The following is a 16,812-nucleotide window of genomic DNA, read 5'->3' on the forward strand; positions in this document are numbered from 1 at the left end:
TAAACTCGACGCTATGTCTGTTCGTGCACAGTGGGCCATCATTGCGCCAGGGTCTGTGGCCCTCGGCGCGCTTTTTACTTACCTGCACGTGCCCGCCGCCTGGATCCTGGCAGCCATCGTGGTCTCCGGTGCGATGGCGCTTATCACCGGGCAAGAACTCACCGTCAACAAGCACTTCTACGCCGTGGCCCGCGGCTTCATCGGCATCATGGCGGCCATCCCCCTCACGCTGGTACCGGCCTCGCTACTTCTTGGCTTTCTTCCCGCCGCCATCACGATGTCCCTCATCACCGTCGTCGTCGGCATGGCAGGCGGAATGTTGCTGCACCGCTCGCAGCCCAAAGAGATCTCCTGGGAGACCGGCATTTTATCCATGCTGCCCGGCGGCGCCTCCCTTATGCCGGCGCTTGCCAGCGAGCTCGGCGCCGACTACCGCTACGTGGCGCTGACCCAATACCTGCGCCTGCTCGCGGTTTCGGTCTCTCTGCCTTTTATGGTCAGCTTCATGACCACTGAATCCGGTGGCACGGATGCATCCGTCCACGTCGATAGCGCCTGGTGGGTCATTGCGCTGACCGTAGCTATTGCGGTCCTCGGCGAGCGCCTAGGCAAGCTCGCGCACCTGCCCGCCTCAGCCGTCTTGGGCCCGCTCATCCTCACCGTCATCGTCGCGCAATTCCTGCCCGCCGGGCACACACTGGAGCCGCACTCCATCTTCAAGATCATGGCATTCATGTCCATCGGTTGGGTCTGCGGCGGCGGACTGTCCATCCCCGCGCTGCGTTCCTTTGCCAAGCAGCTCCCGGCCACAATCGCCTTCATCATTATCGTCATCGGCGTCTGCGCGCTTACCGCCTGGCCGCTGACGGCCTGGCTGGATATCTCCTATTTCGAGGCCTACCTCGCCACCTCGCCCGGCGCTCTCGAGACAGTTCTTGCGCTATCTTCCGAAGGCGGCGCGGGACCTGCAGTGGTCGCGGTGCAGATCGTCCGCCTCATCATCGTGCTCGTTATCGCAGGCTATCTGCCCCAAATTTTGCGCCTTATAACCAAAAAGTAAGTGACCATCAAGCGCTCCGCTGCTATCAAATGGCTAAGACTGAAAACTCAGGCTTTAGTTCAAGATGGTCTGCCGCAGAATCGACATAGGAACAGATCCTAGCGCCAAGGCCTCGGAGTGGAAGTCCCGTACGCTCATTCCCTGCTCCACGGCCTCCTGCCTGGTCTGCTGCCATAGGCGCTCGCCCAAGGCATAGGAAGGCGCCTGCCCCGGCCAGCCCAGGTAGCGGTTGACCTCAAAGTTGAGGTTCGCGTCATCCATCGCGGTGTTTTCGCGCATGAAGGTCTTCACGTGGGCCTTATCCCACTTGCCAGAGTTGCTGCAGTCCGGCAGCTTCTTGCCCAAGTGCAATCCGATGTCCACCACAACGCGGGCGGCGCGGAAACGCTGGGCGTCGAGAAGCCCCATGCGGAATCCCGGATCCTCCATATAACCCAGCTCCGCCATGAGCGCCTCAGCGTAAAGCGCCCAGCCTTCGCCGTGGCCCGAGTTCCAGGTCACCGCACGGCGCCACAGGTTGAGATCATCTTGGACCAGCGCAGAACCCAGCTGCAGATGATGGCCCGGCACGCCCTCGTGGTGAACCGTGGTCAGCTCTTGCCAGGTGTGGAAACGCTCCTGGCCAGCCGGAACTGACCACCACATGCGGCCGGGACGCGAGAAATCATCTGAAGGCGGGGTATAAAAGATGCCGCCTGTACCGGCAGGATCGATGCAGCATTCGATATCGCGGATCTGCTCCGGAATGTCGAACTCGGTGCCATCCAAATCCTTGATGACTTTCTCCGCCGTGCCCTGCATCCATTCCACGAGCGCATCGGTGCCCTCCAGCACGTAGCGCTCCTCTTGGTTGAGGTTGCGCATCGCGGCCTTCACGGTGCATTCAGAGCCATACAACTCGTGCGCGATCTTTTCCTGCTCAGCACGGATTTCTTGGACGCGCTCCAGGCCCCACTCGTAGGCCTCATCAAGATCGACGGTATCGCCGACGAAAAGCTTGGAAAACCGCTCATAGCGGTCACGGCCCACCGCATCCTCGGTGGAAGCCTGCGGCTGTAGTTCGTTGGAGAGCCAATCAGCGAACTGCCCAAAAGCGCTCTTTGCCGCCTCGACCTCAGTACCCTCGACGCCAAGGCCCTCCAGCATGGAACCGGCGTCGGCAAGCCGCTCACACTGGACGAAGACTTCGTTGATCTGGCGATGCGGCGGAATCAGGCCATGTGCCGCCGACTCCTGCAAGGAATCCTTGTATCCGCTTAGTGCGCCACCGACCTTGGACAGGCGCGAGCGAATGGCATCAAGCTGCTCAGGGGTATCCTGCGGCATCAGCAGCAAAGTATCGCGAATGGTCTGCACCGGGGAGGCGATGTTGTTGAGGCTGCGCATATCCTCGCCGTGGTGGTGCAAGTCCAGCTCTAGGCAAAGGCGATCGCGCAAGACGGCTGCGGTCACGTAATCCACATCGTCGAAGTCATCTTCATCATCGGACTCGTCAGTGGTGTCATCCAGAGCATCGACGTCAGCGACCATGTCACGGGTGCGGTCAGCAATAGCCGCGTAGTACTCCGGCGAGAAATCCTGCAGCTCGCCTTCGAATCCCGGGATGCCCCACGCCGTTGCTTCGGTAGGGCTTAGCTCCGCAAGATCGTGCACAAAGTTATCGCAGGCCGCGTCCAAGAGGGAAGGATGGCGGCTCTGGTTTGGCTCTGAACTCATGAGGGTGAAGTCTATCCTTTACCTGGAGCCTAGGGCCAACCTAGGCGCCAAACGTTGTCAGCTTGTTAGCTACTTGTTATCCCACTTCATCCCGGGATTAGTCCAACCCGCAAAGGCATCCAGAACCTGCGCTGGCGTTGGCTCAAGCACGATCGCATCCACAAAGCGGCGCTGCACGAAGCCCGCCTCTGACATGCCCGCGTACATGTCCACGAAAGGACGCCAGAATCCGGCGACGTCCACCAAGCCAACGGGGCCGTCGACGTGGCCTAGTTGCTGCATGGTCAGCACCTCCGCGAGCTCTTCGAGGGTGCCCACGCCGCCCGGCAGACACACGTAGCCATCTGCCAAGTCCTCCATGCGGGTCTTGCGCTGCGCCATGGTCTCCACCACTTCAAGTGAGGTCAGGCCAGGATGTGAAAGCTCTAGGTCCACCAGCTGTTCGGGGATCACGCCGGTGACCGTTCCGCCTCCTGCCAGACATGCATCCGCTACCACGCCCATGAGCCCCACGTTGCCGCCGCCGTAAACCAAGTTGATTCCACGATCTGCCAGCTGCCCGCCCAGCTGACGGGCTGCTTCGATATATGCTTCCGAGTTACCGGTGGCCGAGCCGCAATAAACCGCAATTGAATCCATGGACACCACACTATAGAAAGAAGTCCTTAGACAATGTTGTCTAATCTTGCGAATACCTGCTAGACAATACGGTCTAGAAAATCTATACTTCTAATTATGCTCAAACCTGGCCCCGTGTTCACTCGCCCGCGCACCCCAGCGGCTAAGTGCCTTCACCTCGTGCGTTTAAACCCCATCATCACGCGCAGTGAGCTCGTCGAGGCAACAGGACTTTCCCAGCCCACCATCACCCGCGCCACCGCAGCACTGCTCCAGGCGGGCCTCATCCAGGAAAGAAACGATCTCACCCGTTCCCGAGGCCGCGGGCGCCCCACGGTTCCGCTCGAAGTTGCCGAAAATGACTGGATCCTGGCCGGAATTGCCGTGGGTACCTCGCAGACCCACATCGGCTTCTACGACACGCTCGGGCGCACCATCCGCGAAGATGACGTACCTACCCCCGTCGCGCAGCTGAGCGAGGAGGACTTCATCGAGCACATCATGGCCGGCGTCCATCGCCTAAGCGCAGGCCTCGACCGCAAACTGGTCTCCGTGGGCATTACCACCTCCGGCACTGTCGACGCCGCGGGCCGCGTCACCGCCGCAAACCTGGGCTGGGTCGACGTCGACATCGCAGAGCGCCTGCGCTATCAGTTCAGCGTGCCCGTTGTGGTTTCCTCCGCCGTGCCCGCAATCTTGGGCTCCGAAACCCAAGCCGCGGAACTTGGAAATACCGATCCGGTTCTAGTGCTTTTTGCGGATGACTCGATCGGCGCCGCGCTTTCCACCGGCGACGAAGTCTCCCAGATCATCCCCCTGCCTTCCATCGCAGAGGTGCCCCACCCAGAGGAAACCTTAACTACCGCCGCCGTACAGAAAAAGCTAGACAGCGTCGATACCTCCGCGCACCGCGAGATCCTCGATGAACGCGCTCGCCATCTAGGCCTTGTCGCGGCACAGCTCATCAAGGAGCATGAGCCCACCACCGTTGTGCTCGCCGGTGGAGCATTCCTTGATGACCCTGCAGCGCCGAAACGTTTCGCGGCAGTCGTACGAGAAAAAGCCGGAAAGTCCACCCAGCTACGTCTCATCCCCTCACATCAGGAGATCGTGGGGGCGATTACCCGCGCAATTGCGCTCGATCCCCTGCTGCGCGTGCCGCTCGAGCTAAAGGCTTAGCCGCGGGAGGAAAGCTCTGCGTCGATGCGCAGGAGGCCGGAGCCATCGTTGCCCACGAGCTTGATCTGGTCGATGATCTCGCTGACGGTGGACTCCTCCTCGATCTGCTCCTCTAGGAACCAGTTGATCATGGAGCGGGACTCCAGATCGCCGGCCGCATCAGCGGTGCGCGCGATCTCGCGAATCTGCTCGGAGACCTTCTGCTCGTGCGCGAAAGCCGCCTCGAAAGCATCCAGCGGGGTAGCTGCCTTGATGGAAGGAACTGAGATGTCAGAAAGCTCAACGCGGTAGCCGCGGTCCAGCAGGTGCTGCGCGAACTTCTGCGCGTGCGCGCGCTCCTCTTCTGCCTGCGCGTAGAACCAGTCGCGCATACCTGGGAAGGAGAGGTTATCCATCTCGTATGCCAGCTGGGTGTAAATAAGAGCAGCGCCGTGCTCGTTGTTGACCTGATTGTTCAGGAGGGTTTGCAACTTCTCGTCCATGTCAGGAACCTTTCTCTAAGACACCCCGGAAAGTACAATTGCCTATCAAACCGGGGCGATTCATTAAGTGCAACACCAACAATACAGATTTATTTCCGTCGCGCTAGGAAGGTTTGCTTTAGCAAACATGCCGGTCAAGGCAACTTTTTGGGTTGGATCTCCTAACTTTGCTCAGGATATCCACCACTGCATTCCCCCTTAGGACAACCGCGACACAACCAAGCCACGCTTGACGACGCCGCCCTTGCCTAGAACAGCTTCGGCAGTTTCAGGCCCGGAATCGCACCAGAGAAGGCAGCACCGACTGCAGCCAGAATCGCAACAATCGCGGCTACAATGCCGCCGATTGCACCCGCGGAAGAACCCGCGTCAGGCTTTGGATCTGGTTTCGACTCTGGCTTCGGCTCTGGCTTCACTTCTGGCTCAGCAGCCGCCTTGCCATAGGTGACAGTGAGGTCAGTGTTTCCGTCCTCTAGCGGTCCCGGCTCGTAGAAGCCCAGCATCGCGTCGGAGCCAACCTTGGTGATGGACGTCTGCGCATCTGTGGTGGTGTAGGTCTTCTCTGCTGCCGGAACAATTGCTTCGCTCAACTTAAAGGTGGAGATTTCTGCGTCATCCAGGTCGGTTTCAATTGCCTCCTTGCTGCCTGGCCCCTTGGCACCGGTGGTCTTCAAGTCCGCCGTGATGGTGGCATCAGTGCCGGAAACCACCACCTTGATGTCGCTGAACGTCATATCGAGGCCATAGCCGCCATCTGGGCCCATGCCCGGGTGTGCTTTGAAGTGCAGCGAGCCATCAGTGTCGATGGTTCCGTTACCCTTTTCGTCAACCGTGGATGCGGAAGCATTCACTGGAAGCTTGAAAGAATTGTCAGCGAAGACGGCACCATCAGTGGTCTTAATCTCACCCTGCGCAAAAGGCTTTTGCAGGTAGGAAATGAAGGACTCCTTGATGGGCCAGCTGAGCTCACCGGAAGCGAGGGCAGGAATTTCCGCAGCGGAAGCAGTGGGTACTGCGAGAGCACCGGCCACGAGAGTGGTGGCGGTGAGTACAGAGATTGGCTTCATTTAGTTCTCCGAATCAGAAAGAGTGTAGATGAGAGTATGCAAACTGAGCTTTGCTATACCTAACAGAGGTTAGGCAAGGCTAAGCTTAAAGTCAAGACCTGTTTTAGTGTCGCCGATCTAACTCAGCAAAGATGCCCGAATTAAACGCAAAGGCCGCCTGGGCCTCAGAGATAAGCGCCGCCCGCTCTGCTTCTGCCAATCGCATCTCATCAATACGCTGTCGGTAACCATTGCGGTAAGGAGGAATCTTCCCGATCGCGGTGAAGTCGTAGAAGTTAAGCGCATCCGGATCAATCCCATACAGTGCACCCAACCGCGCCGCAATAACCTGGCCGCCGGAAATGTCACCGAGGTAGCGCACATAGTGATGCGCCACAACCTCAACTGCATGCTCAGGTGTAGCCAACTGCTCAAGGCGGGCCACATAAGCCGCGGTAGCCGGCAAGATGCGAACCTTATCACGCCAATCCCCTCCCAGCTGCTGAGTCAGATCGACCTCGAGAGCATCGCGGCGCTCCAAACGCGGATCGGCCACAGCGCCCGCGGTGGCCGTTTCCGCCACAGCACGCACTGTTCGCTCCAATGTCTCATACACAAACCACAGCTGACCGGTCAGATCGGCGACAGCTTTGGCATCTAGCTCTCCCGCCATGAGCCGCTGCATAAAGCTCGATCCCTCCGCCGCCTCGTGGGCACGCGCAGTCTCCTCGCGCAAAGCCAGCGATAACGGTCGATCCAGCGCAATGGTCATAAATTCTCCTTAGAAAAGTAATGCTTACCTAACTTACCGAAACCAACTTAAAGTTAGGGTTACCTAAAAATCAATATTTAAGGAGAAAATCAACCAAAAGAACTACCTGTCTAACTTGCCGCTCAGACGCTCCAAGCGCTGCAAGCTCGCACCATCCAAGCCCCGGAATTCCACCTCGACCCCGCGGTCGGCATACTTTTCCTGCACCGAATCCAGCGTCGCCACCGTGGAGGCATCCCAAATTTCGGCGCCATTTAGGTCAATAACCACGTGCTCTTCCGGCAACGTGTAGTCGAAGGCATAAACCAGATCGTTCGAGGACGCGAAGAAAAGCTGCCCACGCACAAAGTAGGTGTTTCCCTCCAAGTCCACCGACACGAAATGCGCCACGCGGCGAGCAAAAGCCACCGACGCCGCCAGCACACCGGCGACCACACCCACTGCCAAGTTGTGGGTAAGCAAGGTGCCCACCACGGTTACCAGCATGACCACTGTTTCCGAAAGCGGCATAAGCCGCAGCGTGCGCGGGTTAATCGAATGCCAATCCACGGTCGTACCAGCGACAATAATCATCACCGCTACCAACGCCGCCATAGGAATGCGGCCGACGGTCTCCCCCAAGACCACGACGAGGATGAGCAGGAAGACGCCGGCGAGGACCGTCGACAAGCGCGTGCGTGCCTGCGCGCCCTTCACATTGATCATGGTCTGGCCAATCATCGCGCACACACCCATTCCACCAATCAGTGCGGACAAGATGTTTCCCACGCCTTGGCCTAAGGACTCGCGCGTCTTATCGGAGTGCGTGTCCGTAATGTCGTCGACGAGCTTCGCCGTCAGCAGCGATTCCATCAGTCCCACCAGAGCCACGCCAACCACGTAAGGAGCGATGAGCTCGAGCGTCTCCAGATTCAGCGGCACGTTCGGAATAAACAATCCCGGCAGGCTCGTAGGCAGCTCACCTTGGTCGGCCACGTCCGGGACCTTCCACCCGAAAGCAATAGCCAACACCGTGACCACCAGGATGGTCACCAAAGGCGCAGGGATCACCGTGGTCAGCCGCGGCAGCACCAGCATGATCACCAGCCCCATTGCCACCAGCACGTATACCATCCACGGCACATGCTTAAGATGCGGCAGCTGCGCGGTAAACATCATGATGCCCAAAGCGTTGACGAATCCGGTCATCACCGAGCGCGGGATGAAACGCATAAGCTTGGCGACGCCCAGCATCGCCAAGATGATCTGCAAGATGCCGGCCAGCATGATGGTGGCCACCACATAGTCAAGGCCGTGACTGTGCGACAACGGCGCAATAACCAAGGCCACCGCGCCCGCCGCCGCAGAAACCATCGCGGGGCGTCCGCCGGTGAACGCGATGGAGATTGCCATGATCACCGAGGCAAACAAACCTACGCGCGGATCGAGCCCCGCTAAGATGGAAAAACTGAGAACCTCAGGAATCAGCGCCAGCGCTACCGCGAGGCCGCCGAAGACCTCCATACGAAAGCGCGCTGGCGAAGAAAATGCGTATTTAAAACTGCCGAGAACAGAAGTAGGTGCGGGTTGTTGAGACACCGCACATACTCTAGCGGCCCCTAGGCCCCTTCCCTAAAAGAACCGTCAACAGTGATAACAGGCAGAACCGACCACGCAAAATTGATCCAGGCATCTGTCTTTTTCCACGAGAAATCCGGCTCAAAGATGGTCGTGGGCTTGGTGTAAATAACGGCTGACTTCACCTCAGCGGCCGTTTCCGCCAGCAGGTTGACCACGAGATCGAGGGTCTTTCCAGAATCGGCCACGTCATCGACCACCAGAACCTTCTTGCCCTGCAAGGATTCGATATCCAGCTGCGGGTTAAGCAGAACTGGCTCGGGCAAGGTCGCACCGATGTCGGTGTAGAACTCCACGTTGATTGCGCCCATTTCTTTGACGCCGATTGCATAGCCGATGGCGCCTGCTGGGATGAGGCCGCCACGGGCCACGCCCACGATGAGATCAGGGAACCACCCAGAATCAATGACTTGTTGGGAGAGCGCTCGGCTTGCCTCGCCGAATGTTTCCCACGTGAGGTTCTCGCGTTCTGAGTTAAACCATTCTGGGACGCTCATGCGGCTTGCCTGCTCCTTCGACCGACGAATCTTTTCGTATAGTCTATCGGAAAGGAACCTCGCCCAAAGTTCTTCTGAGCTTTCTTGTGTGCAAACGGGAGGGATTTCCTGCTAGCTGCTCCACTGCGCGCACCGCGCACATCACGTGCGCTTCCTTAGAGTTCGAGTAAAAGGCCTGCGCTTGTGCGGGCAGCTTGGGGACGGCATGCAAAGGCAAATCGGAGACGGACAGAAGCGTGCCATAAGGAACGCGGTAGCGGTAACCGTTTGCCGCCAGCGTGCAGGACTCCATATCCACCGCCACAGCGGTGGAGTGCTGTAGCCACTCCCACAGGTCGCGGGAGGTGCGCCATTCCCAGTTGCGGTCGTCGGTCGAGAGCACCGTGCCGGTACGCATCAAAGGATTATCGTCACCGTAGACCTCTCGCACGGAGGCCTCCAGCATGCGCTGCACTTCAGGGATAGCGGGAATCGGATTCCCCGCGCCCACCTTGCGGTTGAGAATGTGGTCCTCGCGCTGATAGGCGTTACCCAGGATGAGGTCGCCGATACGCATGCGGCCGTCCAGTCCAGCGCAGTGCCCGATCATGATCCACGCCTCGGGGCGCAGGACAGCAAGGCAGTCCGTGATTGTCTTGGCGTTGGATGGACCAACGCCAATGTTGATCATCGTGATTCCGTCCCCGCTGGCCGTGATGAGGTCAAAGCGTGGCATCTGATAGCGGGAGGTTAGGGTGAGCTCGTCGACGTCGAGAAGCACGGCGTCATTCGAGTGGATCGTCTCCCCAGTAGGCAACACCAGCGCCGTGTAGCGGGAATCCTCTTTGGTGAGCTCGCGCAGGCCAAACTTCACAAACTCCGTGGTGTGCATGGCATAGTTGGTGAACAGGATGTACTTCTGCACCGTGTCGACCTCGATGCCGGTGTAGTGCTCGATGCGCGCGCACGCGATGTCGAAGCGCTGCGGGCCAAAGTGGAAGAGCGGTTTTTCCTTACCGTGGAAGGCCTTCCACTCGCCGTCGATGATGGCATCGTTGACCTCGTCCAGAGTGGGGCGCGGTATCTCACCGCGGTTCTCGGGCACTGAGCCGGCGTCACGGATGTACTCCGGTGGAATGAGCTCATTCGACTGGCCTACGTAAATGTCACAGGGATAGTTCTCCGTCAGCCTTGATAGCTGCTCCGTGAGGTAATCACGCAGGAGCTGAGGTTTGGAAATGACGGCAGAAAAGCGGCCAGCTTGGTCCACATATCCAAAGGGTTCGGAACGGTCGATGGGCTGCCATTCGCGCACGTGCACAGTGATTTTGGGATAGACCACGTGCCTATAACGATCGAAATCCCCCGTCGCGAGGGATTTACGCGCGACGGAGCACGAGCTGTCATAGAGCTCGATGAGACGGCATACTGCCTCTTCAACAAAGTGGGCATGCTGCAGGTCAGTCATGCCAGCGAGTGTAATTCGGGTACACCATTTCGGCAGCTTCAACGGTGCCGGGAAACCGTCGAGGGACCGCTAGACTGCCCCAAGGCTATTGAATTAACGAGGGCCCGCCAGCTGCGCACTGGCGGGCCCTCTCCCCATGACTAATCTTCGGCACCTGGTAAAGAAGTGGAGCGCATCTTCCCAAGTAACCGCCCGTGATTAGGCAAGCCTTAGTTTATAAAACTTTTGGATGATGGTCAAGCGTTTTCCAAAATTTTTAAACTGCTTCATAAAACTGCCCATGACGTGCATAAATGGATCAAGGGTACAATTTTGACACATGGCACCAGATCCGATCGTTGAATTGCGAAACTCAATCTCCGCGCAACTCGGGAAGTTTTGGCGCCCCAGTGAAGACTCACCGCGCTATGGAATCGCAACCCCTGCAACCGCAATCGCGTTGCGCGAGGACGTCTCCCAAGAAATCGCCTCGCGCCTCCACGCACGCCCCGACTCCACGCCCGGAGAAAAGATCCTAGAAGCGGACACCGCAGCCACCCTCCCCCTCGGCGCACGCATCAAACCCCGCGGCATCTTCGAGGACGATTGGTCCGCCCGCCCAACGCCGGAGCGGCCCTGGCCAGTAATCCTCATTCACGGCACCTGCGACACTAAAGGCATCTGGCAGCTGCTCGGCACCCAACTCCGCGAGGACGGATGGGCAGTTTTTGCCCCTGACTACGGCAACCGAGCAACCCAGCCCATCCCTGAGTCTTCTCAACAACTGGGCTCCTACATTGATGCAGTCCTCAACGTTACCGGCGTAGAAAAAGCTATCCTCGTCGGTCACTCTCAGGGTGGGCTGTTAGCCCGTTACTGGATGCGCATCGATGGCGGCGCCGAAAAGGTCCGCCATCTCATCTGCCTAAGCTCCCCCAACCACGGCACGACGCAGGGCGGAATCGTCAGCCGACTTGTGCGCAGCGGACGCCAAGAAGCGGTGATGCGCTCCATCATTGATGGTTGGTTCGGACCAGCCGGCATGCAGCAAATCGTCGGAAGTAAGATCCTCCTCGATACAAACGTCGACGGCGACCTCGAGCCCGGCGTGACCTACACGTGCATCGCCACGAAGAACGACGCCGTGGTGGTTCCTCCCGAGACGTGCTTCCTAGACGGCAGCAAGGTCAAGGACGGCACCGTGCGCAACATCTACGTTCAGGACTTCGACAAACGCGCCGTCGTCATGCACGAGGACATGCCACTGGACAAGCGTGTGCACGCCATCGTACGCACGCTCCTTAAGCTCATTAACTAGATGCTCGGCAGCGCTGGCATTGCGGGAAGTAGCCCCGATTTCATGATCGCATGACCGATGATGGCAAACATTCCACCGAGCGCGGTCAAACCCAAGATGTAATTCCATGCTTCAGCGAAGCTGGAGGTCTGTTGCTGTGCTGGTTCCGCACAGGTTTGGGTGGGGTCGCATGTTTGCTCGGCGCTCGCCTGCGGTGCCAAGAGAAGGGAGCTGGAGAGCGCGACAACAAGGGCTAGTTTTCGCATGATTTTTCCTTAGACAAAGTGTTGAGATTTGAGTATTGATCGATTTAAATGTTGGACAATTTGTATGTGGAGATAAGTGAGTCGATGCCCGTGGGCGGACAGCGCTGCGGCAACACGCACAGCCGGCCATCGATCTCAGCTACCGTGATGTCCCATCCATAAACCTCGGACAAGACCGCATCGGCGTAGACCTCCGGCACGGTTCCGTGGGCCACCACCTTCCCGTCCGCCATGCACACGATGTGATCGCAATACGCGGCAGCAGCGTTGAGGTCATGCAGCACCACAAGGACTGCAATTCCGCCTTGCTTAGCCAGTGCTTGGGCCAAGGAAAGTACCTGCTCCTGATGGTGGATATCCAGGGCAGCGGTGGGTTCATCGAGCAAGATAACCGGGGTTTGCTGCGCGAGCACACGGGCCAAAGCAACCCGTGCCCGCTCACCGCCCGACAGCGTAACGACGTCACGGCCGGCCAGATGCGCGACGTCGGCAGCAGCTAAGGCCGCGGCGACGATCTCTTCATCCTCAGCCTCAGATGAAGTGCCCGCCCACGGACTTCGGCCCATCGCAACCACGTCGCGCACTAAGAACTCGAAGGACACTCCAACATCCTGCAGCATCACTGCCCGCAGACGGGCCAGTTCGTTTGGGGAAAGCCCCGTGGGGTCAAGCCCAGCCAGCTGTACGCTTCCGGAGTATTCAAGGTCTCCCGCGACCGCGGCCAATACCGTCGATTTGCCGGCGCCATTCGGCCCGATGAGACCCGTAACCTCGCCAGGTTGCGCGTCGAAAGAAACGGCGTCGACAAGCTTGCGGTGCCCAATTTCAACAGTAAGTCCCCGCACCGAAATCATGAGTGCATCCCTTTTCGCATCATCCGCCGCAACAACACAAAGAAACAGGGGCCACCCACTAGCGCGGTGAAGATTCCGATGGGCAAGTCCGCAAAGGGAATCAGCGTACGTGCAGCAACGTCGGCAAACCCGATGAGTACCGCGCCAGCAAGAGCCGAGGCTGGTAACAAGATTTTGTTCGCAGGCCCCACGATGGTGCGCAACAGGTGCGGCACGATGAGTCCCACGAAACCGATGAGGCCAGCGAAGGACACTGCGCCCGCGGTCAGCACCGCAGAAGCAACGATCGCGGCGATACGCAACCTTTGGACGTTGATGCCGATATGCCCCGCCGCGCGTTCGCCCAAGGCTAAGGCGTCGAGCTGCTCACCCAAGCGGAAAGCCACGAACGCTCCTAATGCAGCCACTGGTAGCACCACCCAGACGTGCTTCCACTGCGCGCCGTTGAGGGATCCCATTTGCCAGAAAATGATCTGCTCCCGGTTGGCGGTGGGCGCCAGATAAACCATGAAGGAGATGACCGCATTGCACACTGCGTTAATAGCGATGCCGGTCAGGATCAGGTTGACAACGGCCACGCGTCCGCCATGGCGAGCGAGTTGATAGATCAACGCGGTAACGGCAAGTGCCGTGAGAAAAGCTGCGGCAGGCACGATGAAGGTGCCCAGCAAGGAGACGTTGAAGACGATGACCACGGCGGCGCCCACGCCAGCGCCGGAGGTCACGCCGATGATGGAGGGCTCTGCCAAGGGGTTGGCAAAGACGGCCTGCATCAAGGTGCCAGCCACGCCAAGCGACGCCCCGACCAAAAAGCCCAGTGCGATTCGTGGAAGGCGAATCTCCCACACCACATTGGCGGACAAGGCCTCTTGGTGCGGACCGCCGGCAAGGATTGGAAACAGATCCTGCACAGGCACGTAGTACTGGCCCAACACGATGGAGACCAGCGCAGCGGCACACAGCAGCACCGCCAGGACGATGAAGACCCACGTTCTTTTGCGCTGGCGCTTCTCAAAAACGTCAGGCTGTGCGTTCAGCGTTGTATTAAGCGTCTGGAGCATAAACTGCCTTCGCCAATTTGATGAGCGTCTGCCCCGTCATCGGCCCGAAAGCCAAGGATTGCCCATCCGGGATGGTGACGATTCTCTGCTTCTTTCCGGCAGTGGTCTGTGCGACACCTGGGCGCTGCATGAGGCCGTCGATTCCGCCGGTCGACTCCAAGCCGTTGGTCATCATGATGATCACCTCGGGGTCGATCTTGGCCAAGGCCTCGGCGTTTGCTGGTTCGGCGTAGGACAGATGGTTTTCGGTTCCGAGATCCACGCCACCGACTCCCTCGATGAGGTCGCGGGCGCCCGTGCCCTCTCCCATGATGAAGAAGACACCACCGTTGCCACGCGCGTAGAGGAATGCCATGCGCATGGGCTCGTCTGGCACCAGCTCGGCGATGGCGGCCTTCGCCTCATCGATTTCCTTAATTGACCTCTCCCCCAGCTCCTTTGCTTCTTCGGGCAGGCCGACGACCCCGCCAAGCTTCGCAATGTCCTCGCCAACCGAATCGATGGTGCGCTGCGGTTCCATGACCACAGTGGTCACGCCAGCGGCGCGAATCTGATCGATTGCGTCGCGCGGCCCGATGGAGTGATCGACAATCACCAGCGTGGGCTCGAGCGAGAGAACAGCCTCAACATTGATATTGTGTCCGCCTTCGGTAACCACCGGCAGATCCTGTAGGTTGGGTTCGGTTGAGGAAACAGTGCGACCGACGATCTTGTCCGCTAGGCCTAAGCCAGTCAGCGATTTGGTGTAGGTGCCATAGATGTCGAGAGCCAAGATGCGCGAGACGTCATTGACGGTCACATCGTTGCCGTCAGCGTCCGTGAGTTCTACTGGCAGCTGCGGTTCCACGGAATCCGCCACTGGTTCGATGTCTTTGAAGTCGCTGACGTTACTTAGTCCGGTAAAGGAACGAGGGTCGCTCACGCTATCTGCTGCGGGCAGTTCGCTCGTGAGGTCCTCATACCCGCCTTGGACGCCACACGCGCCGAGAGTCAGCGCGCACACCAGCGTCAGAAAAATAGAGGAGAACTTTTTCATGTTTTAGGTCTTTTCTCTTTTTAAGCTGGTTAAGCCGGGTTCTGCATGACCAAGCGGCTAGTAGAGCCGCCCGCGATCACGAGTCCGGCGATGAGCAGCAGCAGGTAGGTGCGGGAGTCGCCCCACTCAAAGCCCTTGTCCTGCGCTGCGGCAGACTTGATCTTGAAGTTGCCAGATCCGTCCTGGTAGCCCTGCGACTCGCCGCCTGTCAGCGATGCTGCGTCTGCGTTCTTGCCTGCCGCGCCAGCACCAGTAGATCCGGATTTAGATCCGCCGGAGGTGCCCGCGACGCCAGAGCCACCGCCTGTGACGGCAGCGCAATCTGCGCTGCCTCCTAGGTCTGCACTGATGGAGAGCGGATCCAGCTGTGTGCCTGGCTCATAGAAACCAGCAAAAGCCTCGGAGCCGGTCTCGCTCAGGGCCACGCTCGCCTCACCTTGTAGGGAGTTTTCTCCCACGTCGAGGGAGCTGAAGCTGAGATCACCGATTACGGTTCGGCCAAAGTCCTTCTTTTCGCCTTCCATGTTGGAAGAGCTGACGTCACCAATCAGCTGCCCGGAGTTGCCGTTGAAGGTGACCGCGAGATTGGAGATATTAAGATCGAGTTTGCCGTGGTGACCGCTAAAGTGCATCGAGCCGGAGTACTGAATGCTGCCTGCGTTCCCGTTTACAGCGCCGGAGTTGCCGTTAAAGGTGAAGCGCTCATTTTCGTAACCCACTGCGTTAAGGTCCCAGCGGCCCTGCGCAATCGAGCCAGTGATGTAGGACTGGAAGGACTTCTTTACACCCCATGCAGCGCTAGCTTGGGTAACGCCAGTGGCCTCGCACTTCTCGTCCCCGTTGCCAGCGCTTCCTGCAGCCGCAGCTCCTGCAGCCTGCGTTCCCGTTTCGGCCTTGGTTCCTGCGGACTGGCTTCCGTTTCCGGAAGCTGTAGACGCACCCGTACTCTTGGTGTCACCACCTTTTTGCGCTGCGCTGTGCGATGCCCCGTTGGAGCCGCCTGCCGCAGTACCACCGGAATTACCAGCGGAATCGCCATAAAAGGACTTGAGCTGGCTCAAGAATTTCTCGGTGTTACCCATGAACGTGGTGATGCCATTCATGGTGTCGTTAGTCTCGGACAGGATTGCCATGGCCTCTTTGTTGAAGCCGGTAAATTTACCAGTGATCGACGTTGGGACATCGCCGGTGCCTTTGCCTGCCGCGCAACTACCATCAAGGCCCACAGTTCCCGAGGAAGGATCCAAGGCTTCGCCGGGCTCGTAGAAGCCGGTGAAGAGGCGATTTCCGCCCTGCGTCAAAGTGGTGGAGCCGGTGAGGTTGACCGAGCCGCTCTCGGGTTTGACCGGATTCTGCAGGTCAATAATCGCAATGACTTCATTGTCACCCCGGATTTCCTGGCCTCGGGCCATGGCGGATCTATCGAGCTCGTAAGAGACGTAGTCCACCGAGATCTCTGCGCGGTTTCCCGAGGCGTGGACTTGGAAGTCGGACAAGTTCATGTCAAGGACGCCGTTGTGCCCCTTGAAACTGAGGTTTCCGTTGAAGGGGATCACCACCGAGTCCCCTTCCACACTGGCCTTTGTCGGCGTGAAGGTAAACGCACCCTGACCGCGTTCATCACCTGTGAAACCAATGCCATTTGCGCCCCACGAACCATGTGCAATGTTGCCTTTGATGTAGTTGCGGAATGATTGCTTAATTCCCCAGTTCCAGGTGCAGTTTTCTGCCGCATGGGCTGTTTGGGGTGTCAGCGCAGCGGCCGGACCTGCAACCAAGAACGCGGAGGCAAGGCATGCAAGAAGGGTTCTTTTCATGAGAGTGAGTCACCTTAACGAAGAGATTTAGATAGGCTAGGCTTACTTAATGCATGTTATACTTACCT

The 16,812-nt window shown here is 58.8% G+C and carries 16 protein-coding genes; 3 read left to right on the forward strand and 13 right to left on the reverse strand.

Annotation, left to right across the window (positions count from 1 at the left end; translation table 11 throughout):
- Positions 1-13: 13 nt before the first annotated feature.
- A complete protein-coding gene (locus WM42_RS06185; protein WP_235591333.1) occupies positions 14-1,060 on the forward strand; it encodes an AbrB family transcriptional regulator in 1,047 nt (348 codons plus the stop codon).
- Between the two features lie 54 nt (positions 1,061-1,114).
- On the opposite strand, the gene WM42_RS06190 is transcribed toward WM42_RS06185, so the two are convergent.
- Both WM42_RS06190 and WM42_RS06195 read right to left on the reverse strand, forming a co-directional pair.
- A complete protein-coding gene (locus WM42_RS06190) occupies positions 1,115-2,776 on the reverse strand; it encodes a DUF885 domain-containing protein (protein ID WP_062036328.1) in 1,662 nt (553 codons plus the stop codon).
- A 69-nt stretch (positions 2,777-2,845) separates the two neighbouring features.
- Positions 2,846-3,415 carry an LOG family protein gene (locus WM42_RS06195; protein WP_062039239.1) on the reverse strand — a complete coding sequence of 190 codons (570 nt, stop codon included), beginning with the start codon at positions 3,413-3,415 and terminating at the stop codon, positions 2,846-2,848.
- 96 nt (positions 3,416-3,511) lie between these two features.
- On the opposite strand from WM42_RS06195, the gene WM42_RS06200 reads away from it, so the two are divergent.
- Complete coding sequence (locus WM42_RS06200) at positions 3,512-4,573, forward strand: ROK family transcriptional regulator (protein WP_062036330.1); 1,062 nt, start codon at positions 3,512-3,514, stop codon at positions 4,571-4,573.
- Here WM42_RS06200 and WM42_RS06205 read toward each other — a convergent pair.
- The 6 genes from WM42_RS06205 to amn all read right to left on the reverse strand — a co-directional run bounded on the left by WM42_RS06205 (position 4,570) and on the right by amn (position 10,434).
- A complete protein-coding gene (locus WM42_RS06205; protein ID WP_062036332.1) occupies positions 4,570-5,055 on the reverse strand; it encodes a ferritin in 486 nt (161 codons plus the stop codon). The two genes, WM42_RS06200 and WM42_RS06205, sit on opposite strands and share 4 nt — an antisense overlap.
- Before the next feature lie 248 nt (positions 5,056-5,303).
- Positions 5,304-6,122, reverse strand: coding sequence for an HtaA domain-containing protein (locus WM42_RS06210; protein WP_062036334.1), 819 nt, complete (start codon positions 6,120-6,122; stop codon positions 5,304-5,306).
- A gap of 103 nt (positions 6,123-6,225) precedes the next feature.
- Positions 6,226-6,873, reverse strand: coding sequence for a biliverdin-producing heme oxygenase (locus WM42_RS06215; RefSeq protein ID WP_061919937.1), 648 nt, complete (start codon positions 6,871-6,873; stop codon positions 6,226-6,228).
- A 102-nt stretch (positions 6,874-6,975) separates the two neighbouring features.
- Complete coding sequence (locus WM42_RS06220) at positions 6,976-8,376, reverse strand: SulP family inorganic anion transporter (RefSeq protein WP_061919935.1); 1,401 nt, start codon at positions 8,374-8,376, stop codon at positions 6,976-6,978.
- A 95-nt stretch (positions 8,377-8,471) separates the two neighbouring features.
- A complete protein-coding gene (locus tag WM42_RS06225; protein ID WP_061919934.1) occupies positions 8,472-8,987 on the reverse strand; it encodes a phosphoribosyltransferase in 516 nt (171 codons plus the stop codon).
- Positions 8,988-9,030: 43 nt separating this feature from the next.
- Positions 9,031-10,434 carry an AMP nucleosidase gene (gene amn / locus WM42_RS06230; RefSeq protein ID WP_062036336.1) on the reverse strand — a complete coding sequence of 468 codons (1,404 nt, stop codon included), beginning with the start codon at positions 10,432-10,434 and terminating at the stop codon, positions 9,031-9,033.
- A 319-nt stretch (positions 10,435-10,753) separates the two neighbouring features.
- Here amn and WM42_RS06235 point away from each other — a divergent pair, with 319 nt between their 5' ends.
- On the forward strand, positions 10,754-11,731 hold the full coding sequence (locus tag WM42_RS06235; RefSeq protein WP_082787640.1) for an esterase/lipase family protein: 978 nt from the start codon (positions 10,754-10,756) through the stop codon (positions 11,729-11,731).
- On the opposite strand, the gene WM42_RS06240 is transcribed toward WM42_RS06235, so the two are convergent.
- Genes WM42_RS06240 through WM42_RS06260 form a run of 5 tightly spaced genes read right to left on the reverse strand, consistent with a single transcriptional unit; the run spans position 11,728 to position 16,744 of the window.
- Positions 11,728-11,976 (reverse strand): hypothetical protein, encoded by a 249-nt coding sequence (locus WM42_RS06240; protein WP_061919930.1) that lies wholly within the window; start codon positions 11,974-11,976, stop codon positions 11,728-11,730. The genes WM42_RS06235 and WM42_RS06240 overlap by 4 nt on opposite strands.
- Positions 11,977-12,020: 44 nt before the next feature.
- Positions 12,021-12,830, reverse strand: coding sequence for a heme ABC transporter ATP-binding protein (locus tag WM42_RS06245; protein ID WP_062036338.1), 810 nt, complete (start codon positions 12,828-12,830; stop codon positions 12,021-12,023).
- Entirely contained in the window at positions 12,827-13,891 is a 1,065-nt protein-coding gene (locus WM42_RS06250) for a FecCD family ABC transporter permease (protein WP_061919926.1), read from the reverse strand. The genes WM42_RS06245 and WM42_RS06250 overlap by 4 nt, the downstream gene beginning before the upstream one ends.
- Complete coding sequence (locus tag WM42_RS06255; protein WP_061919924.1) at positions 13,875-14,927, reverse strand: heme/hemin ABC transporter substrate-binding protein; 1,053 nt, start codon at positions 14,925-14,927, stop codon at positions 13,875-13,877. The genes WM42_RS06250 and WM42_RS06255 overlap by 17 nt, the downstream gene beginning before the upstream one ends.
- Positions 14,928-14,956: 29 nt before the next feature.
- Complete coding sequence (locus WM42_RS06260) at positions 14,957-16,744, reverse strand: HtaA domain-containing protein (RefSeq protein ID WP_061919922.1); 1,788 nt, start codon at positions 16,742-16,744, stop codon at positions 14,957-14,959.
- Positions 16,745-16,812 lie beyond the last annotated feature (68 nt).

This window comes from Corynebacterium simulans, from assembly GCF_001586215.1.
GTDB lineage: Bacteria > Actinomycetota > Actinomycetes > Mycobacteriales > Mycobacteriaceae > Corynebacterium > Corynebacterium simulans.

Coding starts and splice junctions, on each gene's coding strand:
- WM42_RS06185 (WP_235591333.1), top strand. CDS start 14: ATGTCTGTTCGTGCACAGTGGGCCATCATTGCGCCAGGGTCTGTGGCC.
- WM42_RS06190 (WP_062036328.1), bottom strand. CDS start 2,776: ATGAGTTCAGAGCCAAACCAGAGCCGCCATCCTTCCCTCTTGGACGCG.
- WM42_RS06195 (WP_062039239.1), bottom strand. CDS start 3,415: ATGGATTCAATTGCGGTTTATTGCGGCTCGGCCACCGGTAACTCGGAA.
- WM42_RS06200 (WP_062036330.1), top strand. CDS start 3,512: ATGCTCAAACCTGGCCCCGTGTTCACTCGCCCGCGCACCCCAGCGGCT.
- WM42_RS06205 (WP_062036332.1), bottom strand. CDS start 5,055: ATGGACGAGAAGTTGCAAACCCTCCTGAACAATCAGGTCAACAACGAG.
- WM42_RS06210 (WP_062036334.1), bottom strand. CDS start 6,122: ATGAAGCCAATCTCTGTACTCACCGCCACCACTCTCGTGGCCGGTGCT.
- WM42_RS06215 (WP_061919937.1), bottom strand. CDS start 6,873: ATGACCATTGCGCTGGATCGACCGTTATCGCTGGCTTTGCGCGAGGAG.
- WM42_RS06220 (WP_061919935.1), bottom strand. CDS start 8,376: ATGGAGGTCTTCGGCGGCCTCGCGGTAGCGCTGGCGCTGATTCCTGAG.
- WM42_RS06225 (WP_061919934.1), bottom strand. CDS start 8,987: ATGAGCGTCCCAGAATGGTTTAACTCAGAACGCGAGAACCTCACGTGG.
- amn (WP_062036336.1), bottom strand. CDS start 10,434: ATGACTGACCTGCAGCATGCCCACTTTGTTGAAGAGGCAGTATGCCGT.
- WM42_RS06235 (WP_082787640.1), top strand. CDS start 10,754: ATGGCACCAGATCCGATCGTTGAATTGCGAAACTCAATCTCCGCGCAA.
- WM42_RS06240 (WP_061919930.1), bottom strand. CDS start 11,976: ATGCGAAAACTAGCCCTTGTTGTCGCGCTCTCCAGCTCCCTTCTCTTG.
- WM42_RS06245 (WP_062036338.1), bottom strand. CDS start 12,830: ATGATTTCGGTGCGGGGACTTACTGTTGAAATTGGGCACCGCAAGCTT.
- WM42_RS06250 (WP_061919926.1), bottom strand. CDS start 13,891: ATGCTCCAGACGCTTAATACAACGCTGAACGCACAGCCTGACGTTTTT.
- WM42_RS06255 (WP_061919924.1), bottom strand. CDS start 14,927: ATGAAAAAGTTCTCCTCTATTTTTCTGACGCTGGTGTGCGCGCTGACT.
- WM42_RS06260 (WP_061919922.1), bottom strand. CDS start 16,744: ATGAAAAGAACCCTTCTTGCATGCCTTGCCTCCGCGTTCTTGGTTGCA.